General features: G+C 65.2%; 16 protein-coding genes. 6 read left to right on the forward strand and 10 right to left on the reverse strand.

The features are described from left to right. Positions 1–5 precede the first annotated feature (5 nt). Entirely contained in the window at positions 6–1,889 is a 1,884-nt protein-coding gene (locus tag J2X67_RS24255) for a CocE/NonD family hydrolase (protein WP_309957290.1), read from the reverse strand. Positions 1,890–2,106: 217 nt separating this feature from the next. On the opposite strand from J2X67_RS24255, the gene J2X67_RS24260 reads away from it, so the two are divergent. Then, on the forward strand, positions 2,107–3,129 hold the full coding sequence (locus J2X67_RS24260) for an alpha/beta fold hydrolase (protein WP_409050544.1): 1,023 nt from the start codon (positions 2,107–2,109) through the stop codon (positions 3,127–3,129). Positions 3,130–3,244: 115 nt separating this feature from the next. Here J2X67_RS24260 and J2X67_RS24265 read toward each other — a convergent pair whose 3' ends face one another. From J2X67_RS24265 to J2X67_RS24275, 3 genes are read right to left on the reverse strand one after another with little or no spacing between them, the layout of a single operon-like run. Continuing rightward, entirely contained in the window at positions 3,245–3,979 is a 735-nt protein-coding gene (locus J2X67_RS24265; RefSeq protein WP_309957293.1) for an ABC transporter substrate-binding protein, read from the reverse strand. 2 nt (positions 3,980–3,981) lie between these two features. After that, positions 3,982–5,028 carry an Ldh family oxidoreductase gene (locus J2X67_RS24270; RefSeq protein ID WP_309957295.1) on the reverse strand — a complete coding sequence of 349 codons (1,047 nt, stop codon included), beginning with the start codon at positions 5,026–5,028 and terminating at the stop codon, positions 3,982–3,984. A 53-nt stretch (positions 5,029–5,081) separates the two neighbouring features. Continuing rightward, positions 5,082–6,098 (reverse strand): Bug family tripartite tricarboxylate transporter substrate binding protein, encoded by a 1,017-nt coding sequence (locus J2X67_RS24275; protein ID WP_409050545.1) that lies wholly within the window; start codon positions 6,096–6,098, stop codon positions 5,082–5,084. A gap of 119 nt (positions 6,099–6,217) precedes the next feature. On the opposite strand from J2X67_RS24275, the gene J2X67_RS24280 reads away from it, so the two are divergent. Next, entirely contained in the window at positions 6,218–7,177 is a 960-nt protein-coding gene (locus tag J2X67_RS24280; protein WP_309957297.1) for a LysR substrate-binding domain-containing protein, read from the forward strand. A 56-nt stretch (positions 7,178–7,233) separates the two neighbouring features. Here the strand turns inward: J2X67_RS24280 and J2X67_RS24285 are convergent, their stop codons facing one another. After that, a complete protein-coding gene (locus J2X67_RS24285; protein WP_309957298.1) occupies positions 7,234–8,790 on the reverse strand; it encodes a methyl-accepting chemotaxis protein in 1,557 nt (518 codons plus the stop codon). Between the two features lie 290 nt (positions 8,791–9,080). On the opposite strand from J2X67_RS24285, the gene J2X67_RS24290 reads away from it, so the two are divergent. The 4 genes from J2X67_RS24290 to J2X67_RS24305 all read left to right on the forward strand — a co-directional run bounded on the left by J2X67_RS24290 (position 9,081) and on the right by J2X67_RS24305 (position 15,707). After that, positions 9,081–12,308, forward strand: a complete 3,228-nt coding sequence (locus J2X67_RS24290) for a PAS domain S-box protein (protein WP_309957300.1) — start codon at positions 9,081–9,083, stop codon at positions 12,306–12,308. 121 nt (positions 12,309–12,429) lie between these two features. Next, positions 12,430–12,684 (forward strand): hypothetical protein, encoded by a 255-nt coding sequence (locus tag J2X67_RS24295; protein ID WP_309957302.1) that lies wholly within the window; start codon positions 12,430–12,432, stop codon positions 12,682–12,684. Between the two features lie 147 nt (positions 12,685–12,831). After that, positions 12,832–13,548, forward strand: coding sequence for a helix-turn-helix domain-containing protein (locus J2X67_RS24300; RefSeq protein WP_309957304.1), 717 nt, complete (start codon positions 12,832–12,834; stop codon positions 13,546–13,548). Positions 13,549–13,652: 104 nt separating this feature from the next. Further along, a complete protein-coding gene (locus J2X67_RS24305) occupies positions 13,653–15,707 on the forward strand; it encodes an ATP-binding protein (protein ID WP_309957306.1) in 2,055 nt (684 codons plus the stop codon). Positions 15,708–15,766: 59 nt separating this feature from the next. Here J2X67_RS24305 and J2X67_RS24310 read toward each other — a convergent pair whose 3' ends face one another. From J2X67_RS24310 to J2X67_RS24330, 5 genes are all read right to left on the reverse strand, one after another. Next, a complete protein-coding gene (locus tag J2X67_RS24310; RefSeq protein ID WP_309957308.1) occupies positions 15,767–18,442 on the reverse strand; it encodes an AAA family ATPase in 2,676 nt (891 codons plus the stop codon). Further along, entirely contained in the window at positions 18,439–19,590 is a 1,152-nt protein-coding gene (locus J2X67_RS24315; protein ID WP_309957309.1) for a DNA repair exonuclease, read from the reverse strand. Before J2X67_RS24315 ends, J2X67_RS24310 begins: the two co-directional genes overlap by 4 nt. 215 nt (positions 19,591–19,805) lie before the next feature. After that, the gene (locus tag J2X67_RS24320; protein WP_309957311.1) at positions 19,806–20,510 is read right to left on the reverse strand and encodes a hypothetical protein; all 705 of its coding nucleotides are present in this window, start codon (positions 20,508–20,510) and stop codon (positions 19,806–19,808) included. 8 nt (positions 20,511–20,518) lie between these two features. Then, on the reverse strand, positions 20,519–21,796 hold the full coding sequence (locus tag J2X67_RS24325; RefSeq protein ID WP_309957314.1) for a TRAP transporter large permease subunit: 1,278 nt from the start codon (positions 21,794–21,796) through the stop codon (positions 20,519–20,521). Next, a complete protein-coding gene (locus J2X67_RS24330; RefSeq protein WP_309957316.1) occupies positions 21,793–22,365 on the reverse strand; it encodes a TRAP transporter small permease in 573 nt (190 codons plus the stop codon). Before J2X67_RS24330 ends, J2X67_RS24325 begins: the two co-directional genes overlap by 4 nt. Position 22,366: the final 1 nt, after the last annotated feature.

The raw sequence follows: 22,366 nt of genomic DNA on the forward strand, positions 1-22,366 counted from the left end.
CCCGCTCAGCGGATGGCCAGCGGATCCGGCCGGCACGGCTGCAGGATCGTCTCGCCGCACGCCGGGTAGCTTGCCGGCCCCTCGACGTTCTTCAGCACGCCGAGCCGCACCACGGAGTCGTACCTGGCGTTGTGAAGCACATGGATGCGCTGCTTCTGCGTGAAGGTGTCGAACACCAGGCCGCCGGTTTGGGCGGGCGTATCGATCCAGATACGCAGTCGCGAACCGCGGCGAAAGTAGTGCCCCATCTTGTGGATCTCGACGCGGGCCAGGACCGGCCTGCCCGGCAGCAGCGGCATGGGCAACTCCGGCCGTTCGAGCCGGATGGGCAACAACGGTGTCGAGCGCACGGTGTCCAGGGCACGGTTCGACAAGCGCAGCCAGCCACGCTGAACGTAGGTCTCCTGCCCGTCCGGCCGGAGTTCGGTCACAGTGACTTGAAGGTCTGCGTCGCCGGCGCTGGCGGCAACCCAGAGATCGGCGCTGCCAGGGCCATAGACCATCATGTCTTCACCGAGCGGCGGCGATGTGTAGGCAACGCCCGTGGTCTTCCAATCGCCAGGCAACGGGCCCCAGAAGCTCTTTCCCGCAATGTCGTTGACAGCCACGCCGGCGCCGGGATAGTCGAACCCATCGGCGGCTCCGGAGCCCGGTGCATCGGCGAGCGCCTGGCCCTCGCCCAGGTGGAACGCCTTGACATCCAGGTCGTCGCTACGGATCGGCCCTCGCTGCACCACCCAACGGGGCCTGGGGGAAACGCGCCGCTCCAGCGTGTTGCCACTTGCGCTTGCTTCGGCGGCTTCCATCCATACGGTGGTGTGCGGAGTGTCACGCTCGAAGCCGTTGTTCTCGCCCTTGACGAAGCGGTCGAGAAAACGCACGGCCATCGCCTGGAATTCCGCGGCCAGGTACATATCGTGGCGGCCGTTGGTCTGCACCGACCACAGTTTGGCTGGGTCGAGGCTTGACTGGTAGTAGCCGCTGCGCGGTGTGATGGCCTGATCCTGGAACGCTTCGAGCGACAGCACCGGGACCTGCACGCGGTCCGCATGCGGCGCCAGGTCGAAGCTCTTCATGTGATCGTCCCGCAGGGGATGCGAAAGAAGCAGGTGCATCACGGAGTTCGTGTCTTCGGCCGCGAGGTTCTTCGGAATCTGCTCCAGGCAAGCAGAATCGCCCTCTTCCTTGGCAGTCTGGGCAACCACCTTGTCCCAGTAGGCACGCATCGAGCCGCGCAGGGGCGTGATGAAGCCAGGCGCCGGCACGCCACCCGGCATCAAGGCATCGCGGAAGTCCGTCAGCACCATGCCGGGCACGATGGCCCGAAGATGCGGCGGTCGGTGCTGCGCCGTCGCCAACTGGGATGAGCCACCGTATGACCAGTTGACCATGCCGACATTGGCGTCGGACCACGCTTGGGACGCGGCAAATTCGACGACTTCGGCGCCGTGCCTTCCAAGTTGCGGCCGCGTGAACTCGAGCGGGCCCGTTGAGCATCCGCTACCCGCGGCGTTGACGCCCATCACCGCATAGCCAGCCTCGACCAGCCGCTTGTCGAGCTCGATCGACATCGATGTCTTGTACTGGAGGTAGGGCGTTCCCCCAATCGAGCCGGCGTCGTAGCCGTTGATGCTCAAGACGACCGGAAACCTGCCCGATGCCTTCGGCAAGAGCACGCTGTAGCGCAGCCTGACGCCGTCGGATGTCGTGAAATAGCCGGTGAGGCGCTTGGCCCAAAACGGTGCGGCCGGTCCCTGCGCGGGGAAATCGAAAGGCCGCGACGCCGGAAGGCCCGTGTCGGGATCCAGCGGAACATCCTGCCCATGCGCCGCGAGCGACGCGGCGAACACCGTGATGAACGTGATGACGGCGGCGAAGAACTTCTTCATGGTTCTTGTATTCGGGTGCTTGCTGGATCGGCAACGGTATCACGCCATCGAACCGATTGATGTCTGTTGGTCAACACCGCGCAGCCTCGCGCGCGGCTAGTAGCCCGCCCCGCTCAAACCTACGATCGAAGCGGCTATCAAGTTCCTCACACAAACATAGAAAGATCAGATGACGGATCCAGCAGTCCCGAACCGAACGAACGATCGCACGGACTTCATGAGGCGCGGACTGCTGCGCGGCGCCGTGGCGGGTGCGGGCATCGCCGGACTGAACCTGGCGCTGGGTGGCGGGCTGGCAATTGCGAAGGGCATCGGATCACCCGCCCTCGCCCTGGCGCGCTTGAAGAATGTCGACGCCGGTGTCTTGAACATCGCCTACTACGAAGCAGGGCCGGCGGATGGCCCCGCAGTGGTGCTGCTGCACGGATTCCCCTACGACATCGAAGCGTACGCAGAAGTCGCTCCCATCCTGGCGGCCGCGGGTTGCCGGGTGATCGTCCCCTATTTGCGCGGCTTCGGCCCCACGCGGTTCCTGGATGCCGGCACGCTGCGTTCGGGCGAATTTGCGGCGTTCGGTGCGGATCTATTGGCGCTGCTCGACGCATTGGCCTTGCCGCGCGCTGTGCTGGCGGGATACGACTGGGGTGGCAAGGCGGCAAGTGCTGTCGCGGCCCTCTGGCCCGAGCGCTGTGCGGGATTGGTGTCGGGCAACGGCTATGCGTTCGCGGAACCGTTGGCGGCATTGATTCCAGCAAAGCCTGAAAGCGAAATTTCGCTCTGGTGGCAGTTTTACTTCCAGACCGAGAGAGGACGCGCCGGCTACGCAAAGTACCGCCGCGAGTTCAACCGCCTTTTCTGGAAGCAATGGTCACCGACCTGGCGCTTCGACGACGCGACCTTTGCCCGCACCGCCGCATCGTTCGACAACCCCGACCATGTCGACGTCTCGATACATTCGTTCCGCCATCGATTTGGTGCGGTCAAAGGAGACCCGGCCTATGCCGAGATCGATCGCAAGCTTGCGTTGCTGCCAGCGATACAAGTGCGGACGGTGACACTGGACGGCGGCGACGATGGCGCCCATGGCCCGACCGACGGTTCGAGCCAGGCGGCGAAGTTCACGGGGCCACGCACGCACCGTGTGATACCGGGGGCAGGACACAACCTGCCGCAAGAAGCGCCGCGCGCCTTTGCGGACGCGGTGCTCGAGCTCGTACGCGCGGACCGCCGCACACCTTGAGCTCGCGACACGACCGGTGGAGCACGCAAAGGCGCGGTCCATATCGCTTTGCCACGCTGCCTCACCTCGGAAGGCCAGCATCAGGGCCGCGCCATTGCCGGCAAGCCGTCGACAACTACCCAGCCGACGCGACCACAGCGCCGCAGATGCCGTGGCGCGCCATGGCATCGGCGACAAAGCCCGTTGCCTTCATCTCTTCGACGAAGTTCCTGAGGAAGGCCGCGGCTTCGCTGCCCCTGCTGCGCGGCAGTCCCATCGCTTGCTGGATCACCATGAACCGTCCCGGCAACAATCGCAGGCCCGGTAGCCTCTGCGCGTCGGCCTCCAATTGCTGGCGCACGCCCGCGGCCACATCGACCTTCTGTGCAATGAACTCGTCGACGACCGTCGGCGAGGTGTTCGCACGCACGATCACGGCCCGCTTCAGTTCACGAGTCAGGAACAGGTCGTAGGCACTCCCCTTGCCGACCATCACTCGCAGCCCCCCGGTATCGACTTCGTCGTTGGATTTCAGCGGTGATTCTTCTCGCACCAGGTAGCTTCCTTCGATCAGGATGTACGGCGCCGAGAACAGCAGGCCTTCGCCGCGCACCGGATCGATCGCGAAAAAGCCTACGTCAGCCTCATTCGCAGTGACGGCCGCGACGGACTGGCCGGCGGCGTCGAACACGATGGGCTGCAGGGCGACGTCGAGTCGCGTGGCAAGTTCGCTCGCCAGGTCGACCGAGACACCGGTCGCACGATTGTTTGCGGCGTCCCAGTTGGCGAGGATCGGGTTGCCGAGATTGATCGATGCGCGGAGCACGCCAGTGGGTGCAAGTGCCGAGCGGATGGCGTTGTCGACGGCCATGGTCATGCCTTCGCCGCGTGCTTTTCAAGCAGATCACGCACGGCGGGGTCCAGGGCCAGGCCGTCGCGGCGATGCCGTGCGAGGTTGTCCAGTTCGATCTCGCCGGGCACCAGCACCGGACGAGCCGCATCGGCGGGTGGACTGTCATGAAGAATCTCCGCGAAGTCATTCATCCTCGCTGCGAGCCACGTGTCGGAGCCGAGGCGCTGCGTGTCGACGAGAATGAAAAAGTGCCCGAGGTTTTGCGGCTCGTCGGGCGCATCGACCCACGATTTCACATGCGTGAGGTAGGCCGCGCCCGAGAGCAGCCCCGCAAACAGATCCACCAGCAAGGCCAGCCCGTAGCCCTTGTGCCCGCCGATGGGCAACAGAAAGCCGTCGAGCGCCGCAGCCGGATCGGTGGTGGTACGGCCGGCCTTGTCCGTGGCCCACGTGTCGGGGATGGCCTCGCCGCGCTTGAGGGCGTTGCGGATCTTCGCGCGCGCGGCCACGCTGATGGCCATGTCCAGCATGAACGGACGGCCGCCCGGGTTGGGCACCCCGAAGCCGATCGGGCTGTTGCCCAGGCGCGCATCGCTGCCGCCCCAGGGCGCAATCGTCGTGGTGGCGTTGCTGCCGATGATGCTGGCGAACCCCGCCTCTGCCGCAATGAGCGAGTACGGTGAAACCGGGCCGAAGTGGTTGCTGCCGCGCGCCAAAGCGATCGCGATGCCGGTCTCCTTCGCAATGGCGATCGCTGCCTGGAGCGCGCGCATGCCCACCAGCGGGCCCACGCCGTTGTCGCCGTCCACGCGCACCATGGCCGGTGCCACCTGCTCGACCGCGATCCGCGGCCTGGCCTTGATGCCGTTCACGGCCAGGCGCTCGCCATACGACTCGATGCGGCTCAGGCCATGGGTGGAGAGCCCGAAGAGATCGGCCGTGACGAGGATGCGGGCGACGTCATGCGCATCCTTCTCTTCAAGGCCCAGCCCGGTGAAGGCCCGGGTGCCCAACGCCATCAGTTCGGACTCACTGTGGATGGTTTTTTCTGCTGCGGTGGTGTTCATGCTTTGTCGCGTTGGATGAGTTCTGAAAGAAGAAAAAGAGAGACAGAAGGGCGTCACTCGGCCTTGAGCCCGGCCTTGCGCACTACCGTGCCCCGGCGTTCGCGTTCGGTCTTGATGAACTTGGCAAATTCCGGAGGTGCCATGGGCGAGGCGCTGCTGCCCTCTTCCTCGAGCCGTGCGCGAACCGCGGGAACGTTCAGCGCCTTGACGGCCGCGTCATGCAGGCGCGTGATGATTTCGGGCGGCGTCTTGGCCGGGGCGAGGATGCCGAACCATTGCGAGCTGTCGAAACCGGGATAGCCGAGCTCGGCCACGGTGGGCACGTTGGGCAATGCAGAGAGCCGCTGCGGGGAGCCGCTGGCGACGATCCTGATTTTTCCGGCCTTCGCCTGGGCCACGAAACCCGGCGGACCCGCGGAGGCCGCATCCGTGTTGCCGGCCAGCAGGTCGTTCAGCTGTGCACCGGTGCCCTTGTAGGGAACGTGCGTGACGTCGATGTCGGCCGCGACCTTCAGCATTTCGAAGGCCAGGTGCCCTGCGCTGCCATTGCCTGCGGAACCATAGTTCAGCTTGCCCGGCTGTGCCTTTGCCAGCGCCACGAACTCAGCGAGGTTCTGTGCCGGCACCTTCGCGCCGATCGCAAAGACCATCGGCACCTTGGCCAACAGAACCACCGGAGAAAAGTCCTCGTCGCGATAAGGCAGCTTTGCGAACATTGCCGGATTGACCGCCAGCGTTCCGACGTGGCCGAGCACCACGTTGTAGCCATCTGGCGCCGCACGTGCGACCTCCTGCATGGCGATGATTCCCGATGCGCCGGCCTTGTTGTCCACGACCACCGCCTGCCCGAGAGTCTTGCCCATCTCGTTGCCCAGCAGCCGCGCGATTACGTCGGAGCTCCCGCCGGGGCCGTAGGGCACCACGAGGCGAATGGGCTTGTCGGGCCACGCTGCATGCGCCAGCGGCATCGCCGATGCCATCACAGCGGCGGAAACGAGGCCAGCCATGCGGTGGATAGCGCCTCGAAGCCTGCGTTGATGATGGCGGCCGGCGCGGAGCGAAATGTTCATCCAGATGTCTCCTTCTTGTTCATGCAGCCTTCGGTGCTGCTGCAAATGGAGACTGAATGATCGTGAGGAGCGAAGCCGGTGTAAATTGCAAATATTCGCTCTACTCTTGCATCAAACGCATGAATTTCGATCTCGCGGATCTTCGGGCCTTCTTGTCGGTGGCCGACTTCGCCAGCTTTCGCGTGGCCTCCGACAACTTGCACCTGTCGCAGTCGGCGCTGTCCCGCCGCATCGACAAGCTCGAAGGAGCCCTGGGGGTAAAGCTCTTCAGCCGCACCACGCGCAAGGTCGAGCTCACGACCGTAGGCCGTGCCTTCGTGCCCAGGGCCCGCAACGTGATGCGCGAACTTGAAGACGCGCTGGTGGGCATCAAGGACACCACCGAGCGCATCTCGGGCCAGGTCACGATCGCCTGCGTACCGTCAGCCGTCGGCTACTTTTTGCCGGAAGCCATCAAGCGCTTTCACGCCGCTTACCCCAAGGTGCGCATCCGGCTGATCGACGAATCGTCCGCGGAAATCCTGGTGGCGGTGGCCCGGGGCGATGCCGACTTCGGCTTGACCTACATCGGGGCGCAGGAGTCCGACATCGACTTCCAGCCTCTGCTCGAAGAACGCTTTGTCGTCGCATGTCCTGTCGGGCACCCGCTCGCCAGGCACAAGCGCGTGACCTGGGCCGAGTTGTCGCGGCACGAGTACGTGACGATCGCGCAAGGCAGCGGCAACCGCTTTCTCATCGACCAGGCGCTCAGCCGCGTGGAGAACAAGCCGCAGTGGATGTGCGAGGTGCGCCACGTACCCGCGCTCGTGAGCCTGGTCGAGGCGGGGCTGGGCCTTGGCGTGGTGCCGCGTCTCGCGATGCCACCCAAGGGACATTCGGGCTTGATCAGCATTCCGCTCGAAGACCCCGTGGTCACCCGCGTGATCGGCCTGATCCAGCGGCGCGGCCGCGAGCTGATGCCGGCGGCACGGCTGTTCTACGACATGCTCTTGCACGCGCGCGAAGACAAACCGCCGCGCGCCCCGTCTTCACGCAAGAAGCTTGGGCGGCGGCTTGCCGCCAACTCGCCGGAGGCATGAGCTTTTTTGGGTGTTCCTCGGGCGCCCTTAAAATGGCGCCCGCTGTCTCTGCTTGATCAGGCAAACGCCACTTCGCGGCGCGCCTCGTTCAACCTGAATACACCCACCAGTTGGGACAGGCTGCCCGCCTGGTCTTGCAGCGAAGCAGCTGCGGCTGCGGCTTCTTCCACCAGTGCGGCGTTCTGCTGGGTGACCTGGTCCATCTGCGTGATGGCCTGGTTGATCTGCTCGATACCGGACGTTTGCTCCTGGCTGGCGGCGGCGATCTCGCCCATGATGTCGGTCACCCGGCGCACGCTCGCGACGATTTCATCCATCGTCTGGCCTGCTTCAGCCACCTTCTGGCTGCCAGCTTCGACCTTGCCGACGGAGTCGTCGATCAGGCCCTTGACTTCCTTGGCCGCTGCGGCCGAGCGCTGCGCAAGGTTGCGCACCTCTGCCGCTACCACCGCAAAGCCCCTGCCCTGCTCGCCGGCGCGTGCCGCTTCCACTGCGGCGTTCAGCGCCAGGATATTGGTCTGGAACGCGATGCCGTCGATCACCGCGATGATGTCCACGATCTTGCGCGAGGACGAGTTGATCGATCCCATGGTGTCGACCACCTCGCTCACCACGCTGCCGCCGCGCACGGCCACTTCGGACGCCGAGGCCGCGAGCTGGTTGGCCTGACGGGCGTTGTCGGCGTTTTGCTTCACGGTAGAAGTCAACTCTTCCATGGAGGCGGCGGTTTGCTGGAGTGAGCTTGCCTGCTGCTCGGTGCGCGACGACAAGTCCTGGTTGCCGGAGGCAATCTGGCCGGAAGCCGTGGCAATCGTATCGGTGCCCTGGCGCACCTCTCCGACCACCTTCGAAAGGTTGTCGTTCATCGACTTCAGGGCCGTCAGCAACTGGCCGACCTCGTCGCGCGTGCTGGCAACAATCTGCGTTGTCAGGTCACCCGCCGCCACGCGCTCTGCCAATCCGAGCGCATCGCGCATCGGCCGCACAATTCCCACGGTAAGCCGCCACGCGCACAACGCACCCGCCAGCAATGCAACGGCGGAAAGGCAGATCACGACCCAGCGGCCGCTCTGATGGATCTGCTGGATCTCGCGGGCTTTCGCGTCGATCTGCACCCGCTGGTTTTCTGCAATTTGCTGCACGGCCTTGCCGTAGACCTGGAGCGCGGCCTGGTATTCGGTATCGGCCAGCTTGCCGGCGCCTTCGCTGTCGCCGGCCGCCTTCAGCTTGTTGATCGTCGCCAGGTGGGCCAGCACCTTCTTGCGGGCCTCGACCACCTCTTCGAACGACTTCTTCTCTTCCGGCGTGGTAAGCAGCTTGCCCATCTCCTCCTGGACCGGGTTGATCGACGCCACCCCCTCTGTCAGGTTCTTCTTGAAATAGGCCTCGTTGGCACTGTCGGTGGCCTTGGCCATGCCAAAGGAGTGAACGATGCTCGGGCCGAGCAGATTGGCCCACCGGTTTGCAACGCGTTCCTTCACGAGTGCTTCGTCGACCATCACGCTGGCCGAATGAGCCACCGCATTCAGCCGGACCAGGGCGACGCCGGAAACCAGCATCATCAGCAACAAGATGGCAGCAAAGCCTCCGCTGAGGCGGAGGCCGATTTTCATATCTCGCAAGTGCATGGAACTCTTCTTTCAGAAGTGAGTGGCTTGTCCAGTCGGGTGTGGGGCCATGGGCGCTGGGGTCGCAGGGCTGCCACATCTGGTTATCGGCAACTAAGCCAAAAGTTGAAGGCCTCGGCGAAAAATGTCGACCTCGACGGGTGACCACCCGCGCCTCGGTTGGACCAGATGTAGGTCGAAGGCTCGTCCAGATTGCACCATTGGCTGACGCCCGTTCCGGCCTGCGAGGGCAAGCCTGTGGGCATCCATACAGGAGACATCGAGGAGACATCGACATGGGAGAGTCCCGCGCAGCACAGCAGCCCGGTGATCTGCCGGATCCCTGGGCTCAGGTCGCCGCAATCCTCGATGCGGTCGGGCAGGCGGTCATCGTCAAGGACGAGGCCTCGCGGTTTGTGCATCTCAACCGGCGGGCCTGCGATCTTCTCAACGTGTCGCTCGATCGCGCCCGCGGCAAGACAGACCGCGATTTCTTGCCGCGCGTGGAAGCCGATCGGATCAGGGCGGTCGACCTCCAGATTCTCGCGAGCGGCGAAAGCCGCAGCTTCGAAGAAGAAATCACCATGGAGGACGGCTCAACAAGGACCTTGGTCACGCTCAAGCAGGCGGTCGGTTCAACAGGTTCGGCCGGCAAGCTGCTTGTGGCCGTGATTTCCGACGTGACCGAACTGCGTACGGCCGAGCGGGTGCTGCTGGCCAGCGAAGCGCACTACCGCTCGTTCGTCGAACTGCACCCGCAGATCACCTGGACCGCCGACGCGACCGGCGCAATCACCGAGGTTGGGCCGGGCTGGCCGGCGCTCACCGGCAATTCGGTCGAAAAGACGCTGGGCTCGGGCTGGGAATGCGCCCTGCACCCCGACGACCTCGAGCAAGTCAAAACGCAGTGGATCGACTCGGTGGTCCGCGGCGTTCCCTTCGATGCCGAATACAGGGTGCTGAGCGCGGCAGACGGAAGATACCGATGGTTCAGGGCTCGGGCCGCCCCCCGCCGCGACGAAAACCATGCCATCGTGCGTTGGTACGGGTTGCTCGAGGATGTTCATCAGCGACGAATCGCAATCGAGGCGCTGCGCGAGAGCGAGTCTCAGTTCCGCCTCATCGCCGACAGCGTGCCCGTGATGATGTGGCTCACGGACCAGCACGGCGATGCGACCTACCACAGCCGGCTGTGGCTCGAGGTAACGGGCCAGACCGAAACCGAGTCGCTGGGCTCGGGCTGGGCCCGCGCCATTCATCCCGAAGACCGCGACCCGGTGCTGGAGCTGTTCAGGGCGGCAAACGCAGAGCGGGTTCCGGTTCAGCTTGAATACAGGCTGCGCCGGGCCGATGGCAGCTGGGCCTGGGTGATCGACACAGGCGCGCCCCGGCTCGCGCCGGATGGCGGGCTCCTCGGCTATGCCGGCTCGATTCTCGACGTGACCGAGCGGCGCGTGGCCGAATCTGCACTGCGCGAGAGCGAAGCCTCGATCCGGAGCATTTTCGACAGCAGTCCCGATTGCATCAGCATGCTCGACCTGTCGGGCAATACGCTGCTGATGAACAAGGCCGCGCGGCGGATGATCGGTGTCGATGTCTCGGAACTCGCAAACCGCGAGGCGCTCGAGGCAATCTTTCCAGAAGGCCGGCTTCGAAAACTGAGCGCCATGTTCGACGTGGTGCGTGCCGGCGGCACGTCGAGGCTCGAGGTCGATGCCATCGACGCCCAAGGCGTGCACCGGTGGCTCGACGTCATCGGTGCACCCGTGCTGGACGCAACGGGCGTGCCGATCCGGATGGTAAGCATGTGGCGCGACATTACCGAGGCCAAGGCGGCGCGCAACGATGCCGTGGTGGCGCAGCAGCAGGCAGAACGAGCGGCGACGCGGCTATCTGCGGTTCTCGAGAACACCATGGACTGCGTGCTGGTTGTCGACCATGCATGGCGCATCACGTACATGAACGAGAACGCCCGCAGGTTTTTGAAGCTCGGCGAAGAGGCCATGAACGCCAGGCTGTGGGATCTTTTCCCCGCCCAGGTCGAAAGCCTGTTTGGCGACTACTTCCGGCAGGCGATTGCGGGCAACAAGGCCGTGTCGTTCGAGGAATTCGTGCCGGCGACTCATGTGTGGCTCGAGGTGCATGCCTCGCCCACGGAGGACGGCCTGTCGATCTTCTTTCGCGATACCACTGCGCGCCGCACGGCGGAGCAGGAGCGCTTCCAGGCCCAGAGCCAGGTCTCCCACATGGCCCGGCACGACGTTCTCACCGGCCTGCCCAACCGCCTGGCCTTCCACGAGGTGCTGCAAAAGCACCTGAACGATCCGCGCCGGAATGGGACTTTGGTGGGCGTGCTGACGCTGGACCTCGACGGCTTCAAGGCCGTCAACGACGCCTACGGTCATCCGGTGGGCGACATCCTGCTGCAGAAGGTCGCGCAGCGCCTGCGGCTCGGGCTTGCCGGTGAAGAGCACACGCTTGCGCGGCTCGGCGCGGACGAGTTCGCGATCGGCTGCGCCGGGCTGCCGCATTCTGACGCGGCAATGGAGATCGCCCGCCGCCTGGTGGCCCTGCTGCTCGCGCCCTTCGACCTGGAGGGAAACAAGGTGAGCATTGGCGCCAGCGTCGGCGTTGCCATGGCGCCGGACGACGGGGGCACTGTCGACGAGATCAAGCGCGCGTCCGCAGTGGCGCTCCACCGCGCAAAAGCCGCCGGCGGAAGAAGCCTCCAGAGGTACGCCAAGAGCATGGACGCCCACCTGCAGACGCGCCAGGCGTTGAAGCTCTCGATGCGCGAGGCACTCGCCCACGGACAGTTCGAGGTTCATTTCCAGGCCCTCGTGAATCTCGCCTCCAATCGCTGCACCACCTTCGAGGCGCTGGTGCGTTGGCGCCACCCGGAGCGGGGAATGATCTCGCCAGCCGACTTCATTCCAATCGCCGAGGAGACCGGGCTGATCGTGGAACTTGGCGAATGGGTCCTTGGCGAGGCCTGTCGCGAGGCCGCCACCTGGCCCGACGGAATCGGTGTGGCGGTGAATCTTTCACCAGTCCAGTTTGGCGCCGACAACCTCGTCGAGGTCATCAAGAACGCGCTCGATGTTTCGGCGCTCTCCCCTTCGCGCCTGCAGCTCGAAATCACCGAATCGGTCTTGCTTGGCAACGACGACAGGAATCTCCGCACCCTGCAACAGATCCGGCAACTGGGTGTGAAGATCGCAATGGACGACTTCGGGACCGGGTACTCGTCGCTGGGTTATCTGCGCAGCTTTCCGTTCGACAAGATCAAGGTGGACCGCAGCTTCATCGCCGACCTGCCCGACAGCAAGTCGCTCGCAATCATCCGGGCTGTGGCCGGCATTGGCACGAGCCTTGGCATTGCCACCACTGTGGAGGGCGTCGAAACCGAGGCGCAACTGCAGATCATCCGCCAGGAAGGCTTCGACGAGGCCCAGGGTTATCTGTTCGCGCGGCCGGTGCCCGCCTCGCAGGTGCCCGGTCTCATTGCCTCGCGCATGAACTGACGCCGCGTCCGCCGGCCGAAGGACGTACCGGCGCCGCATGCCCCCTCTGGAAACTACGGATTTGAAAAAGCGAGTAACTAATAGTACGATTAATGGGAAATTTTCACATTTAGATTTGTCGATGAATGATCTGACCCATTCCCAGTGCGCTTCCGACCTGGGTGAAAAGGTCGCTGCCCTCAATGCAGTCGTCACGCGCCTCTCCGAAAACGCCGAGTGGCTTCGCGAAGAAACGAAGCGGCTTGGAACCGAGCCCGCGCGAATCCGCCCAGGCACTCAACTCCCGCTCTGGCTTTTGCTGCAAATGCAGCACGAAGAGTTTCCGGTTCGCGTCCCCGCGCCTGGCGCTAAAGCTGGAGGACTGCGGGTCATTTGACCGCGCCGTCCGCCGTCCGGCCCGCCATCAAAGAGCGCGGCCCTGCCTGAAACGTCGATTCGGTAGCCTGTTTTGCAAATTGCCGTCCTAGATTCATCCCTTCGATCCAGAGAGCTCGCGAGGCGGGCAATCTGCAGGCTGGGCCATGTGCCTGTGGTTTTCAGCCACGTGAACGAGCTTCGGGAGCGCGCTGGCGACGCGGCAAACTTCGGCTTGCTGCTGCTTGCCTGTCCGCACGATCCCGCGGCCTTCCAGCCGCTCATCGGCCAGGTCCGCGGCATCCTGGGGCAGCAGGTGCCGCTGGTCCTCGGCGCCTGCAAGCGCCAGTTCCGGACGATCTCGGCTTTATACGGCGACGACTTTTCAGTCGTGGCGCACGCGCCATCGTCATTCGAAGGCACCTACCGCTTGCTGGAAGCCGCGCTGGTGCGCCGGCAAATGCCCATTCCCCCGCGGGTGATCGAATGGGGGGGCTATCGTTTCATGCTGGACCAGGACGAGGCGGAGTTTGCCGGCACGCCCATCAAGCTGAGGCCCCGCGAGTTCGACCTGGCGGTCGCCTTCTTTCGCAACGTCGACCAACTCCTGACGCGGGAATGGCTCTTTGCGAATGTGTGGGGCGGAAAGGTCGAGAACAGCGTTCTCTCACGCACGCTGGACGTCTGCGTATCGACCTTGCGCAGAAAGCTCGGGTTGCGCTTCCGGCTCCAGGCCATCTGGGGCCAGGGCTACCGACTGAGCGCCATGCCCTCGTACCTGGATGACCAGGGCCCGCCCGGTTTTTTCGACCGTGCAGGCAGCGAGAGCGGCAATGATCGTCGCAACAGCATGCATGAAGCTGCGCAAGGTGTGTGGGCCTCGTAAATAGCGAATCCGGCTGACACGGGCCGCAGAGCCGCAATGATCCACTCGCTAGACCGTCCATCAAGGGCCCGCCAACGTATTCTTCATTCCACCAGAGACCATCCGTGAGTCCAGAAGCCGCACCGCCTTTCCGATCAGACGCAAGGGCGGGCGCTATCGCGGACCTGGACTCGCAGATCGCCTTTCTGGACAGCCTTGCGAGGACGACGCAGCCACTGAGCGACCCTGCGGAAGTCATGCAGATCACGGCGCGGTTGCTGGGAACGCACATGGGGGTCAACCGGTGCGCTTATGCCGAAGTCGATCCCGACGAGGACCACTTCACTCTCACCGGGGATTTCAGCCGCGGCGTCGATTCCATCGTCGGGCGCTACACGTTCTCCCAGTTCGGGCTGGATTGCCTTCAGCTCATGCGGGCCAACCTCCCCTACGTGGTCCACGACATCGACACGGACCCGCGAGCGGCAGGCATGGATCTGAGTGCCTACCGCCTCACCGCCATCCAGGCCGTGATCTGCGTTCCACTGCACAAGGACGGCCGCTTCGTGGCAGCCATGGCGGTGCACCAGCGCACGCCAAGACAATGGAGCAAGCAAGAGATCGAACTGGTCCAGCTGGTTTGCAGCCGATGCTGGGAAAGCCTGCAGCGCACCCGTGCCCAGCACGCGATGCAGCTGACCAACGAGCGCTTGAACATTGCGCTGGCCGCCGCGGAGATGGGCGACTGGAGTTGGAGCGCCGCCACGGATGTGGTTTCGTTGTCGCCGCGCGCGGCAGCACTTTTCGGTGTTCCGGTGGCCCCCATCACCTGGCATGAACTGGCTCGACTCATTCATGAGGATGACAGGGAACGCACGCTAGACGCGGTCCGGGCAAGCGTTCGCACCGGCATGACCTACCGCGAAGAGTATCGGCTGGCCGGCAGCCATCCGCCGCGGTGGCTCTCGGTTTGGGGAACGCCGCAAACCGACGATGCCGGCGCTGTCGCAAGCATCTTCGGTGTGCTGCAAGAGTCGACGGTCAGAAAGCAGATGGAACAGGATCTGCGCGAGGCCGACCAGAAAAAGGACGAGTTTCTGGCGGTGCTCGCGCATGAACTGCGCAACCCGCTAGCCCCCATAGGCCTTGCCGCGCAAATGCTCAAGCAGTCGCCCGACCCGGCTACGCAGAACACTGCGGAAATGATTCGCACGCAAGTCTTCCAGATCTCCAGGCTGTTGGACGACCTGCTCGACACCAGCCGCATCAAGACCGGCCGCATGACGGTCAAGAAGGAGCTTGTCCATGCGCGCACTGCAATAGAGCTGGCGTTGCAAAACACCGGCTCCGAGATACGCAGACGAAATCACACGGTGACGTTGAAGGTCGAAGACAACCTGGCACTCCAGGCCGACCCGGTTCGCCTTGCACAGATCATCACCAACCTTCTGACGAACGCCGCCAAATACACCCAGGCGGGTGGCCGCATCGAGGTTTGTGCGTCTAGCGCGGGCGAGTTCTGCGAGTTTGTGGTCGGCGACAACGGCATGGGGTTGACGCCGCAGTCGCTCGAACGCATCTTCGAGATGTTCTCGCAGGAGGGCGCCGTGCTGCATCGCCCCGAGGGCGGTCTTGGCATTGGTCTCGCCCTGTCACGCGCCATATGCGCCGCACACGGCGGCACCATCGTTGCCGAAAGCGCAGGCCTCGGAAAAGGCAGCCGCTTCGTCGTACGGCTTCCCGTCGGCAGCGTTCCGCCGAATCCGGAACTGGAGAAGCCGCTTCCGGTGCTCACGACAAGCGGGCGTCGCGCCGCGAGCATCGTGATTGCCGACGACAACCTGAGCGCCGTAACCCTCCTGGCGGAATTGCTCCGCATGGAAGGCCATCAGGTGCATGTTGCAACGGACGGCGCCCAGGCACTGGACATCGCAGAGGCGGTGCGGCCCTCCGTGCTGATTCTGGACATCGGCATGCCCAAGCTCACGGGCTATGAGGTTGCCGAGGCAGTGCGGCGCACCCCCTGGGGCCGGCAAGCCTTTCTGCTCGCCGCCACGGGTTGGGGCCAGGAATCGGACAAGGCACGTGCACGCGCCGCGGGTTTCGACGCGCACCTGATCAAGCCTTTCGACCCCTTGGAGCTTCTGGGCGTGCTCGAACAAAGAGTGGACGCGGCGTAGGCATTGGTGCACGTCCACCGGACCGGAAAGTCGCCCGCAACAGGACGGCGGGCCGCTCCCTAACCGGGCGAGCCTTGGTTCAACGACCTCAGCTCGACCCCCATGTCGCGCCAGTGCTCCGGATGGCAGGTAAACAGCAGCACCTGGTGCCGCTGGGCCGCATCGAACAGCGCCCGCTTCATCTGCGCCAGCCGGGGCGCATCGCTGTGCACCAGCGCATCGTCGAGGATCAGCAACGTCGGGCGGCCCGCTTCCTGCAGCAGGTCGGCATAGGCGAAGCGGCTGATGAGCCGCAGTTGCTCTCGCGCCCCGAAGCTCAGCTCTTGCAGCGGGCCACTCTCGACGGCGCCACTGGTGCCAAGGCGCGTGAGCGTGGCGGGCGCGAGCCCGGCGTCCATGTGCAGGGTCGCTCCCGGCATCAGCAACGGCAGGTAGTGCTGCATGCGCGCCTGCAACGGCGCTTGCAGCCGCGTCAGCGTGGCCTGGCGTTTCTCTTCGAGCTTGCGGCAAAGCAGCGCGAGTGCGTCGGCACGGCGTTGCAGCTCGGCCTGACGGCGCTGCGCCTGCGCCAGCTGGCCCGCCATTGCTTCGCGCTGTTCTTCCAGGCCCTGTGCCCCGGCCAGCTGCAGCGTGTTCTCAAGAACCAGCAACTGATCGCGTCGCAGCTGATGGCTGCGCGTGAGCTGCTCGATGCTGCGCTGCAGCCTGTCGATGTCCTGCAGCACGATGTCCGGCCGCGCGGCCTGCACGTCGGCACTCGTCTGCTCAATGCGGGCGGTCAGTGCCTCGGCCTCGGCGCCCACTGCCAGCCATTGCTTGCTGGCCTGCGCATGGCGCTGCTGCCGGCCTGGGTCCGCTAGCGCAGCCTGCGCAGAGGCGAGTTCGCGCTGTGCTGAAGCACTCGCTTCCTGTGCCGCCGATTGGCGGCGCTGTGCTTCGGCAAGCTTCTTCTGCGCGGCCTGCTCGGCCACTGCCACGGCCTGCTGCGCAGCTTCGGCTTCCTCGATCGACAGGGCGGGTTCTGCCGCTTGCGAGGGGAGGCGTTCGAGCGCCGCCTGCGCGGTGGCAACGCGCGACTGGGCCTGCACGAGTTCGGCGCGAAGCGTGTCGAGCCCGCGCGGGGCGACGATGCCGAGCGCCTGCTGCGCGAGCTTGATCTGCGCATCGAGATCGGCCGAAATGCCAAGCCGCGACCTGGCCTCCGCGATGTCGGCAACGCCATGGGCCCGCAGCGCCGCGCGCAGCGCATCGCGGGCGTCGCCGTGCGCGCGCGCAAGTGCCACCAGGTCGTCGCCGCCCGGCGTGATGACCAACCGCCCGCCTCCGGGCAGGTGCAGCGTGGCGGGTGCGTCGATGAGCCGTTCGCCCTGCCCGCGCAAATCGTGGGTTTCGCTGCGGGCTTGCAGTTCGAGCGCTTGGCCTTCAGGCAGCACAAACTGCAGCCGGGTGGCCACGGCCTGGCGGCGCAGATCGGCGTCGCGCTCGGCACGCTCGAGCTTGTGCAACTGCTCGACGTCTGCCGCGCGAATCTTCGGCGCCGCGGCGGCCGTCGCTTGCAATGCCGCCAGGCGTGCCTGGGCTTCATCCGCACGGGCGATGCTTTCGGTGCTTCGGGCTGCATCGGCTTGCGCCTGTTGCAGCAACTGCTGGAGATTGCGGCGCTGGGCTTCCTGGCTTGCAACGCGCCAGGCGTCGCGCGCGCTGTCGACACGGCGCTGTGCTTCTGCCGCGAACTGGCGCGCATGGTCCACCGCGGTGTTGCTGTCTTGCAGCTGCCCGGCCGTTTGCTCGCAGGCATGCCCGCGTGCCTGAACCTCGGCCTGCTGCTGCGCCAACCCGGCCAGTTCCTTCGCGAGCAGGTCGCGGGTTTCGTGCAGCTGCTGCAGGCGCGCACGGTCGCTGCGCAATTGCTCCTGGCTCGCCTGCAGTGCGTCGTTGCGGCGCTGCGTGGCGAGCAATTCTTCGCGCAGCACCTCCCAGGGGCGGGCGATTTCGTCGGCCCGGTGCTGCAGGCGCATGTCCGCGAGCTGGTCGACCTGCTGGCGGTAGGTGGCGACCTGCGCGTCGATTGCTCCAAGCGCGGCTTCCAGTTCGGCCACTTGCGCGATGGCTTCGGCGTAGGCGGCGCGCGGCTTGCCGGTCGAGGTCAGAATTTCGTCGCGCTGGGCCCGCAGGCTGTCGAGTATTGCGTCGCCGCCGCTCGCGGCCAACGCCGCAGCCGAATCGCCTGCAGGGTCGCGAAGCGCGTCGTGCAGATGATCGCGCGCATGGCTCACGTCCAGCTCTTGCCCGCGCCCCTGCTCTACCCACAGCAGGCCCGGAATGCCCCAGTTCTCCGGTTTGCTTGCGCCCTTTCCGGCGAACGAAAACCCGAACAGCTGCGCCAGGTGGTCTTCGGCGTCGGTGCCGTCGAAGGAGCGCGTGCCGACGGCCAGGGTGCAACGCTTCTTGCCGAGAAAGCTCTTCACCAGCCGATGGCTCTGGCCGTCGATCAGAAAGTCGAGTTCGACCAGCGGCGCAGCGCCACTGCCCTCGCCCCAAGGCCGCAGGTCTTCCACGGCCGTGGAACGGTGGCGCTCGAAAAAGGCTGCGCGAATGGCGCGCACCAGCGTGCTCTTGCCCGCCTCGTTGGGCGCGGCCACGATGTTGAGCCCGGGCTCGAAGCCGCCGAGCTCCAGCGGTGAGCGAAAGCGCCGCATCTGCTCGACGCGCAAGCGTGTGATCTGCAGCTTCATGGCCGGGCGCCCTCCTCTTTCGGCGCCACAGCCGGTGCACGCTGCGCAAGCTCGGCTGCAAGCAGGGCCATTGCGTCCTGCGCCACACGCGCCTCGTTCGAGTCGCTGCTGGCCTGCGCGTCGCGCAGTTCCTGCACCACCTCGCCCAGGTAGCCGTCGGCCTGCAGCCCGGCGATGTCTTCGTCCGTAGGCACCAGCCGCAGCGCCGCGAGATCGGCCTGCAGATGGCGCGCCCGCGCCTCCGCACGGCCGATAGCCTCTTGCAAGCGCTGCAGGCCCGCAACGTCGACCTTGCCATGCACGCGCAGTTCCGCCACGTCGTGCGCGTCAAGCGGCTCCAGTTGCGCGATCAGGGCATCGGCATCGCTGCCCACCTGCAGCGTTGCGGCAATGGACCGCCACCGGAAGCGGCCGACCGCCAGCTGCGTGACCTGCGGCTCTGCGCCCGGTGTGGCAATGTCGACCAGGAGTGCCTGACCCGACCCGTTGTCCTTGAAACGATCCGGCTCCGGCGTGCCCGCGTACCACGTGCGTGCGTCGATGCGCTTGCAGCCGTGCCAGTCGCCAAGCGCCAGGTAGTCGAGCCGCGCACTCGCTGCCCGATCGGGCGCAATCGGGTTGGCCGAGTCGATGTCTTCGGCCAGCACGCCCTGCACGCTGCCGTGCGCCAGACCGATGCGCAACATGCCTGAGGGCGTTTCGGCCGCGTCGAACCACGCCGTGAGATCGGTGTAGGTGTGGCGCTGGGCAAGCGGCGCGGGCAGCACCGCAAAGCCCTGCTCCTCGAACACCCGCACCTCGGGAACCAGCAACGCATGGACGTTGGGTGGCACCACGCCCAGGCGCTGCGCGCGCGTCCAAACGCTTTCCGCCAGGGCGGCGTCGTGGTTGCCCGGGATCATGAGCCAGGGGCCCACATAGCCCGACAGCGCATTGAACAGGCGGCGCAGCGTGCGCTCCGACACGGTCTGCATGTCGAAGACATCGCCGGCGACGAGCACGGCATCCACACCATGTTCGGTGGCCAGCGCCGCAAGCCGCTCGACCGCGGTGATGCGGGCTTCCGCCAGGATTGGCGCATGCTCGGCATCGAAGGTAGCGAACTGGCGGCCGATCTGCCAGTCGGCCGTGTGAAGAAAGCGTGTCATGGGAGCGTATGCGTGGATCGGGTCGCGGAAAGGAGTGATTACAGCAGGCCCGCGAGACCGCCCTGAGGGCTTCAGGTGTGGATAAGTGCTCGATGTTCTCCTTTTCAGGCGGGGTGTGTGGATTTGCCGCCGTGCTGTTGGTTCCTGCCGCGGCGTCCAGCCGGCAGGTCACCTGCCTGCGTGGGCGAAAGATAGGACACCGGATCGACGGGGACTTACGCTGCCCCGCCCTGCGCGGCAGGTTTCAAATCATGCTTCCCCAGTGAATAGCACAGAGCGTAGATGTCGTGTGTCATGGCCGCAAGGGCGCCTGCAGCCTGGAGACGCTGCGGCGATAGCTCGTTGGCCAGCGCGTGCTGCAGGGCCGCCGTCTCATAGGAAGACAGCAAGACAATCCAGTCGGCGGCGGCATCCCCGCCGCGGATTTTTTGCTCTTGCGTCATGGCTGCCTCGGGCGTTCGGGTTTGCAGGAGGTGCGCCCCGACGATGCCTCTGCTTTCTGCCTGGCGCGCCAGCAGCTTTTCCAGCCAGGCAAGCAAGGGCCCTTCCTGCCCGTTGGCAGGTGAAAGCCGAATCGTCAGCACAGCGTGGCCGAGTCCGGCGCCGAAACTGCTGAGCAGCTTGCACTGGCTGCGAACCATGTGCAGGTGGTGCGGCATCATCTTTGCCGACCAGCTCGACGGGTTGTTCAGGCTCTGCAGATATCCCGGAGAGGTCAGGGTTTCATACGATGCCAGCTCATACATCACAAAAAACCCGGTTCCGCCGTCAATGTTCGACCAGCGTGAGCCGCGCAAAAAACCTCCGATGCCCATGCGTTCCGGAAAGTGCTCGCGGGAGTGCCACTCCTGGAACTCCTCGCGTTGCGCCGGCAGGATGTCCCACCACATGGCGACTGCAGCATTGCCTAAAAGTGCCATGTCGAACCTCAGTAGAACCAGCTTGCCGGAACTGTCACCAGCTTGGGGAAAACCACCATCAGGAACATCACCGCAAACTCCGCGATCATGAATGGAACGACTCCCCTGGTGACATCGTCCATGCTGATCTTGCCGACACCCGCCACCACATTGAGCACCGTGCCCACCGGCGGCGTCACCAGCCCGATCGAGTTGTTGATGATGAACAGCACCCCGAAGTAGACCGGGTCGATGCCTGCGGCCTTCACGACGGGCATCAACACAGGCGTCAGGATCAGGATGGTGGGCGTCATGTCCATCGCCGTGCCGACGGCCATGACCAGCACCATGATGGCGGCCATCAGCAAGATCGGGCTGTCCATGAAAGGCTTGAGCAGGTCCACCACCATTCGCGGCAGGTTGGCGACGGTGATCAGCCAGGCGCTGACCATGGCCGCGGCAATCAGGAACATCACGACGGCGCTGGTCTTGGCCGAGGCGGCGAACACCTGGTACAGCTGCGGGAGCTTGAGTTCGCGGTAGACCACGGTCGAAACGAACAGGGCGTAGACGGCAGCCACCACGGCCGCCTCGGTGGGCGTGAACACGCCCATGCGCAGGCCGACGAGGATGATGACCGGCAGGACCAGCGCCCAGGTGGCGTCGCGGAACGCCTTCATGATCTCTGTAGCCGACTTGCGCGGCGGCGGCACGATGTCCTCGCGCCGCACCAGCCAGGCCCAGGTGACCCAGAGCGCGCCGCCAATCAGCAGGCCCGGCACAATGGCCGCAAGGAAGAGCTTGGAGATAGACACGTTGGCCGCCACACCGAAGATCACCAGCCCGATGCTGGGCGGAATCACCGGGCCGATCACGCCCACGGATGCGATCAGGCCGCCAGCGCGCACCTTGTTGTGCCCTGCCTTGACCATCATCGGAAGCAGCAGCGCCGTGAGCGCGGCCGCGTCCGCCACGGCCGAGCCCGAGAGTGCCGACAGCAGGCAACCCGCCATGATGGTCACGTAGCCAAGGCCGCCTTTGATGTGGCCGACCAGCGCCAGCGCCAGGTCGACGATGCGCCGCGACAGGCCGCCGACGTTCATGATCTCGCCGGCCAGCATGAAAAAAGGTACGGCCAGCAACGGGAAGCTGTCGGCGCCGCCGACCAGGTTCTGCGCCAGGATCTGCGCGTCGAACAGTTGCAGGTGCCACATCAGCGCAACACCGCTGGCCAGCAACGCAAACGCGATAGGAATGCCCAAGGCCATGGCGGCAAGCAGCGAGCCGATAAAAATGAAGATGGTCATGGCCGCGCTCCCACGGTTTGGTCCGGCTGGCGCGCATCGTCCAGCACCTGCTTGAGCTGCACGGCCTCTTCCGACTCCTGCACCATGACCAGTTCATCGTCTGACAGCTGGCCGGTGATGACCTTCCATAAATCCAGCAGCAGCAGGCCGCACGCAAGCACGCCGAACACGAGACTCGAGAGGTAGACGATCGACATGGACCAGCCGGTTGTCGGCGCTGTGACGTCCAGGTTGATCTTGACCTGCTCCCAGCTGCCCATGGCCAGCAGCACCACGATGAAGATCATCAGCGCGTGGCCGACGATGAGGCAGATCTTCTTGCCGATGACCGGCAGCCGCCCCACCACCATGTCGATGCCGAGGTGACCGTGCTCACGCAGTGCGACCAGCGCTCCGAGAAAGGTGCCCCAGATGAACAGCCAGCGTGACAGCTCTTCCGACACCGTGATGCCCGAGTTGAAGCCGTAGCGCAACACGACGTTGCCGAACACCAGCACGACCATGACGGCCAGGCCGAGAGCAATGAGGAACTCGATGCCTTTGCAGGCCTTGTCGACGAACTTGCCCATG

Origin of the sequence: Variovorax sp. 3319, assembly GCF_031456585.1 — a bacterium.
GTDB lineage: Bacteria > Pseudomonadota > Gammaproteobacteria > Burkholderiales > Burkholderiaceae_C > Variovorax > Variovorax paradoxus_P.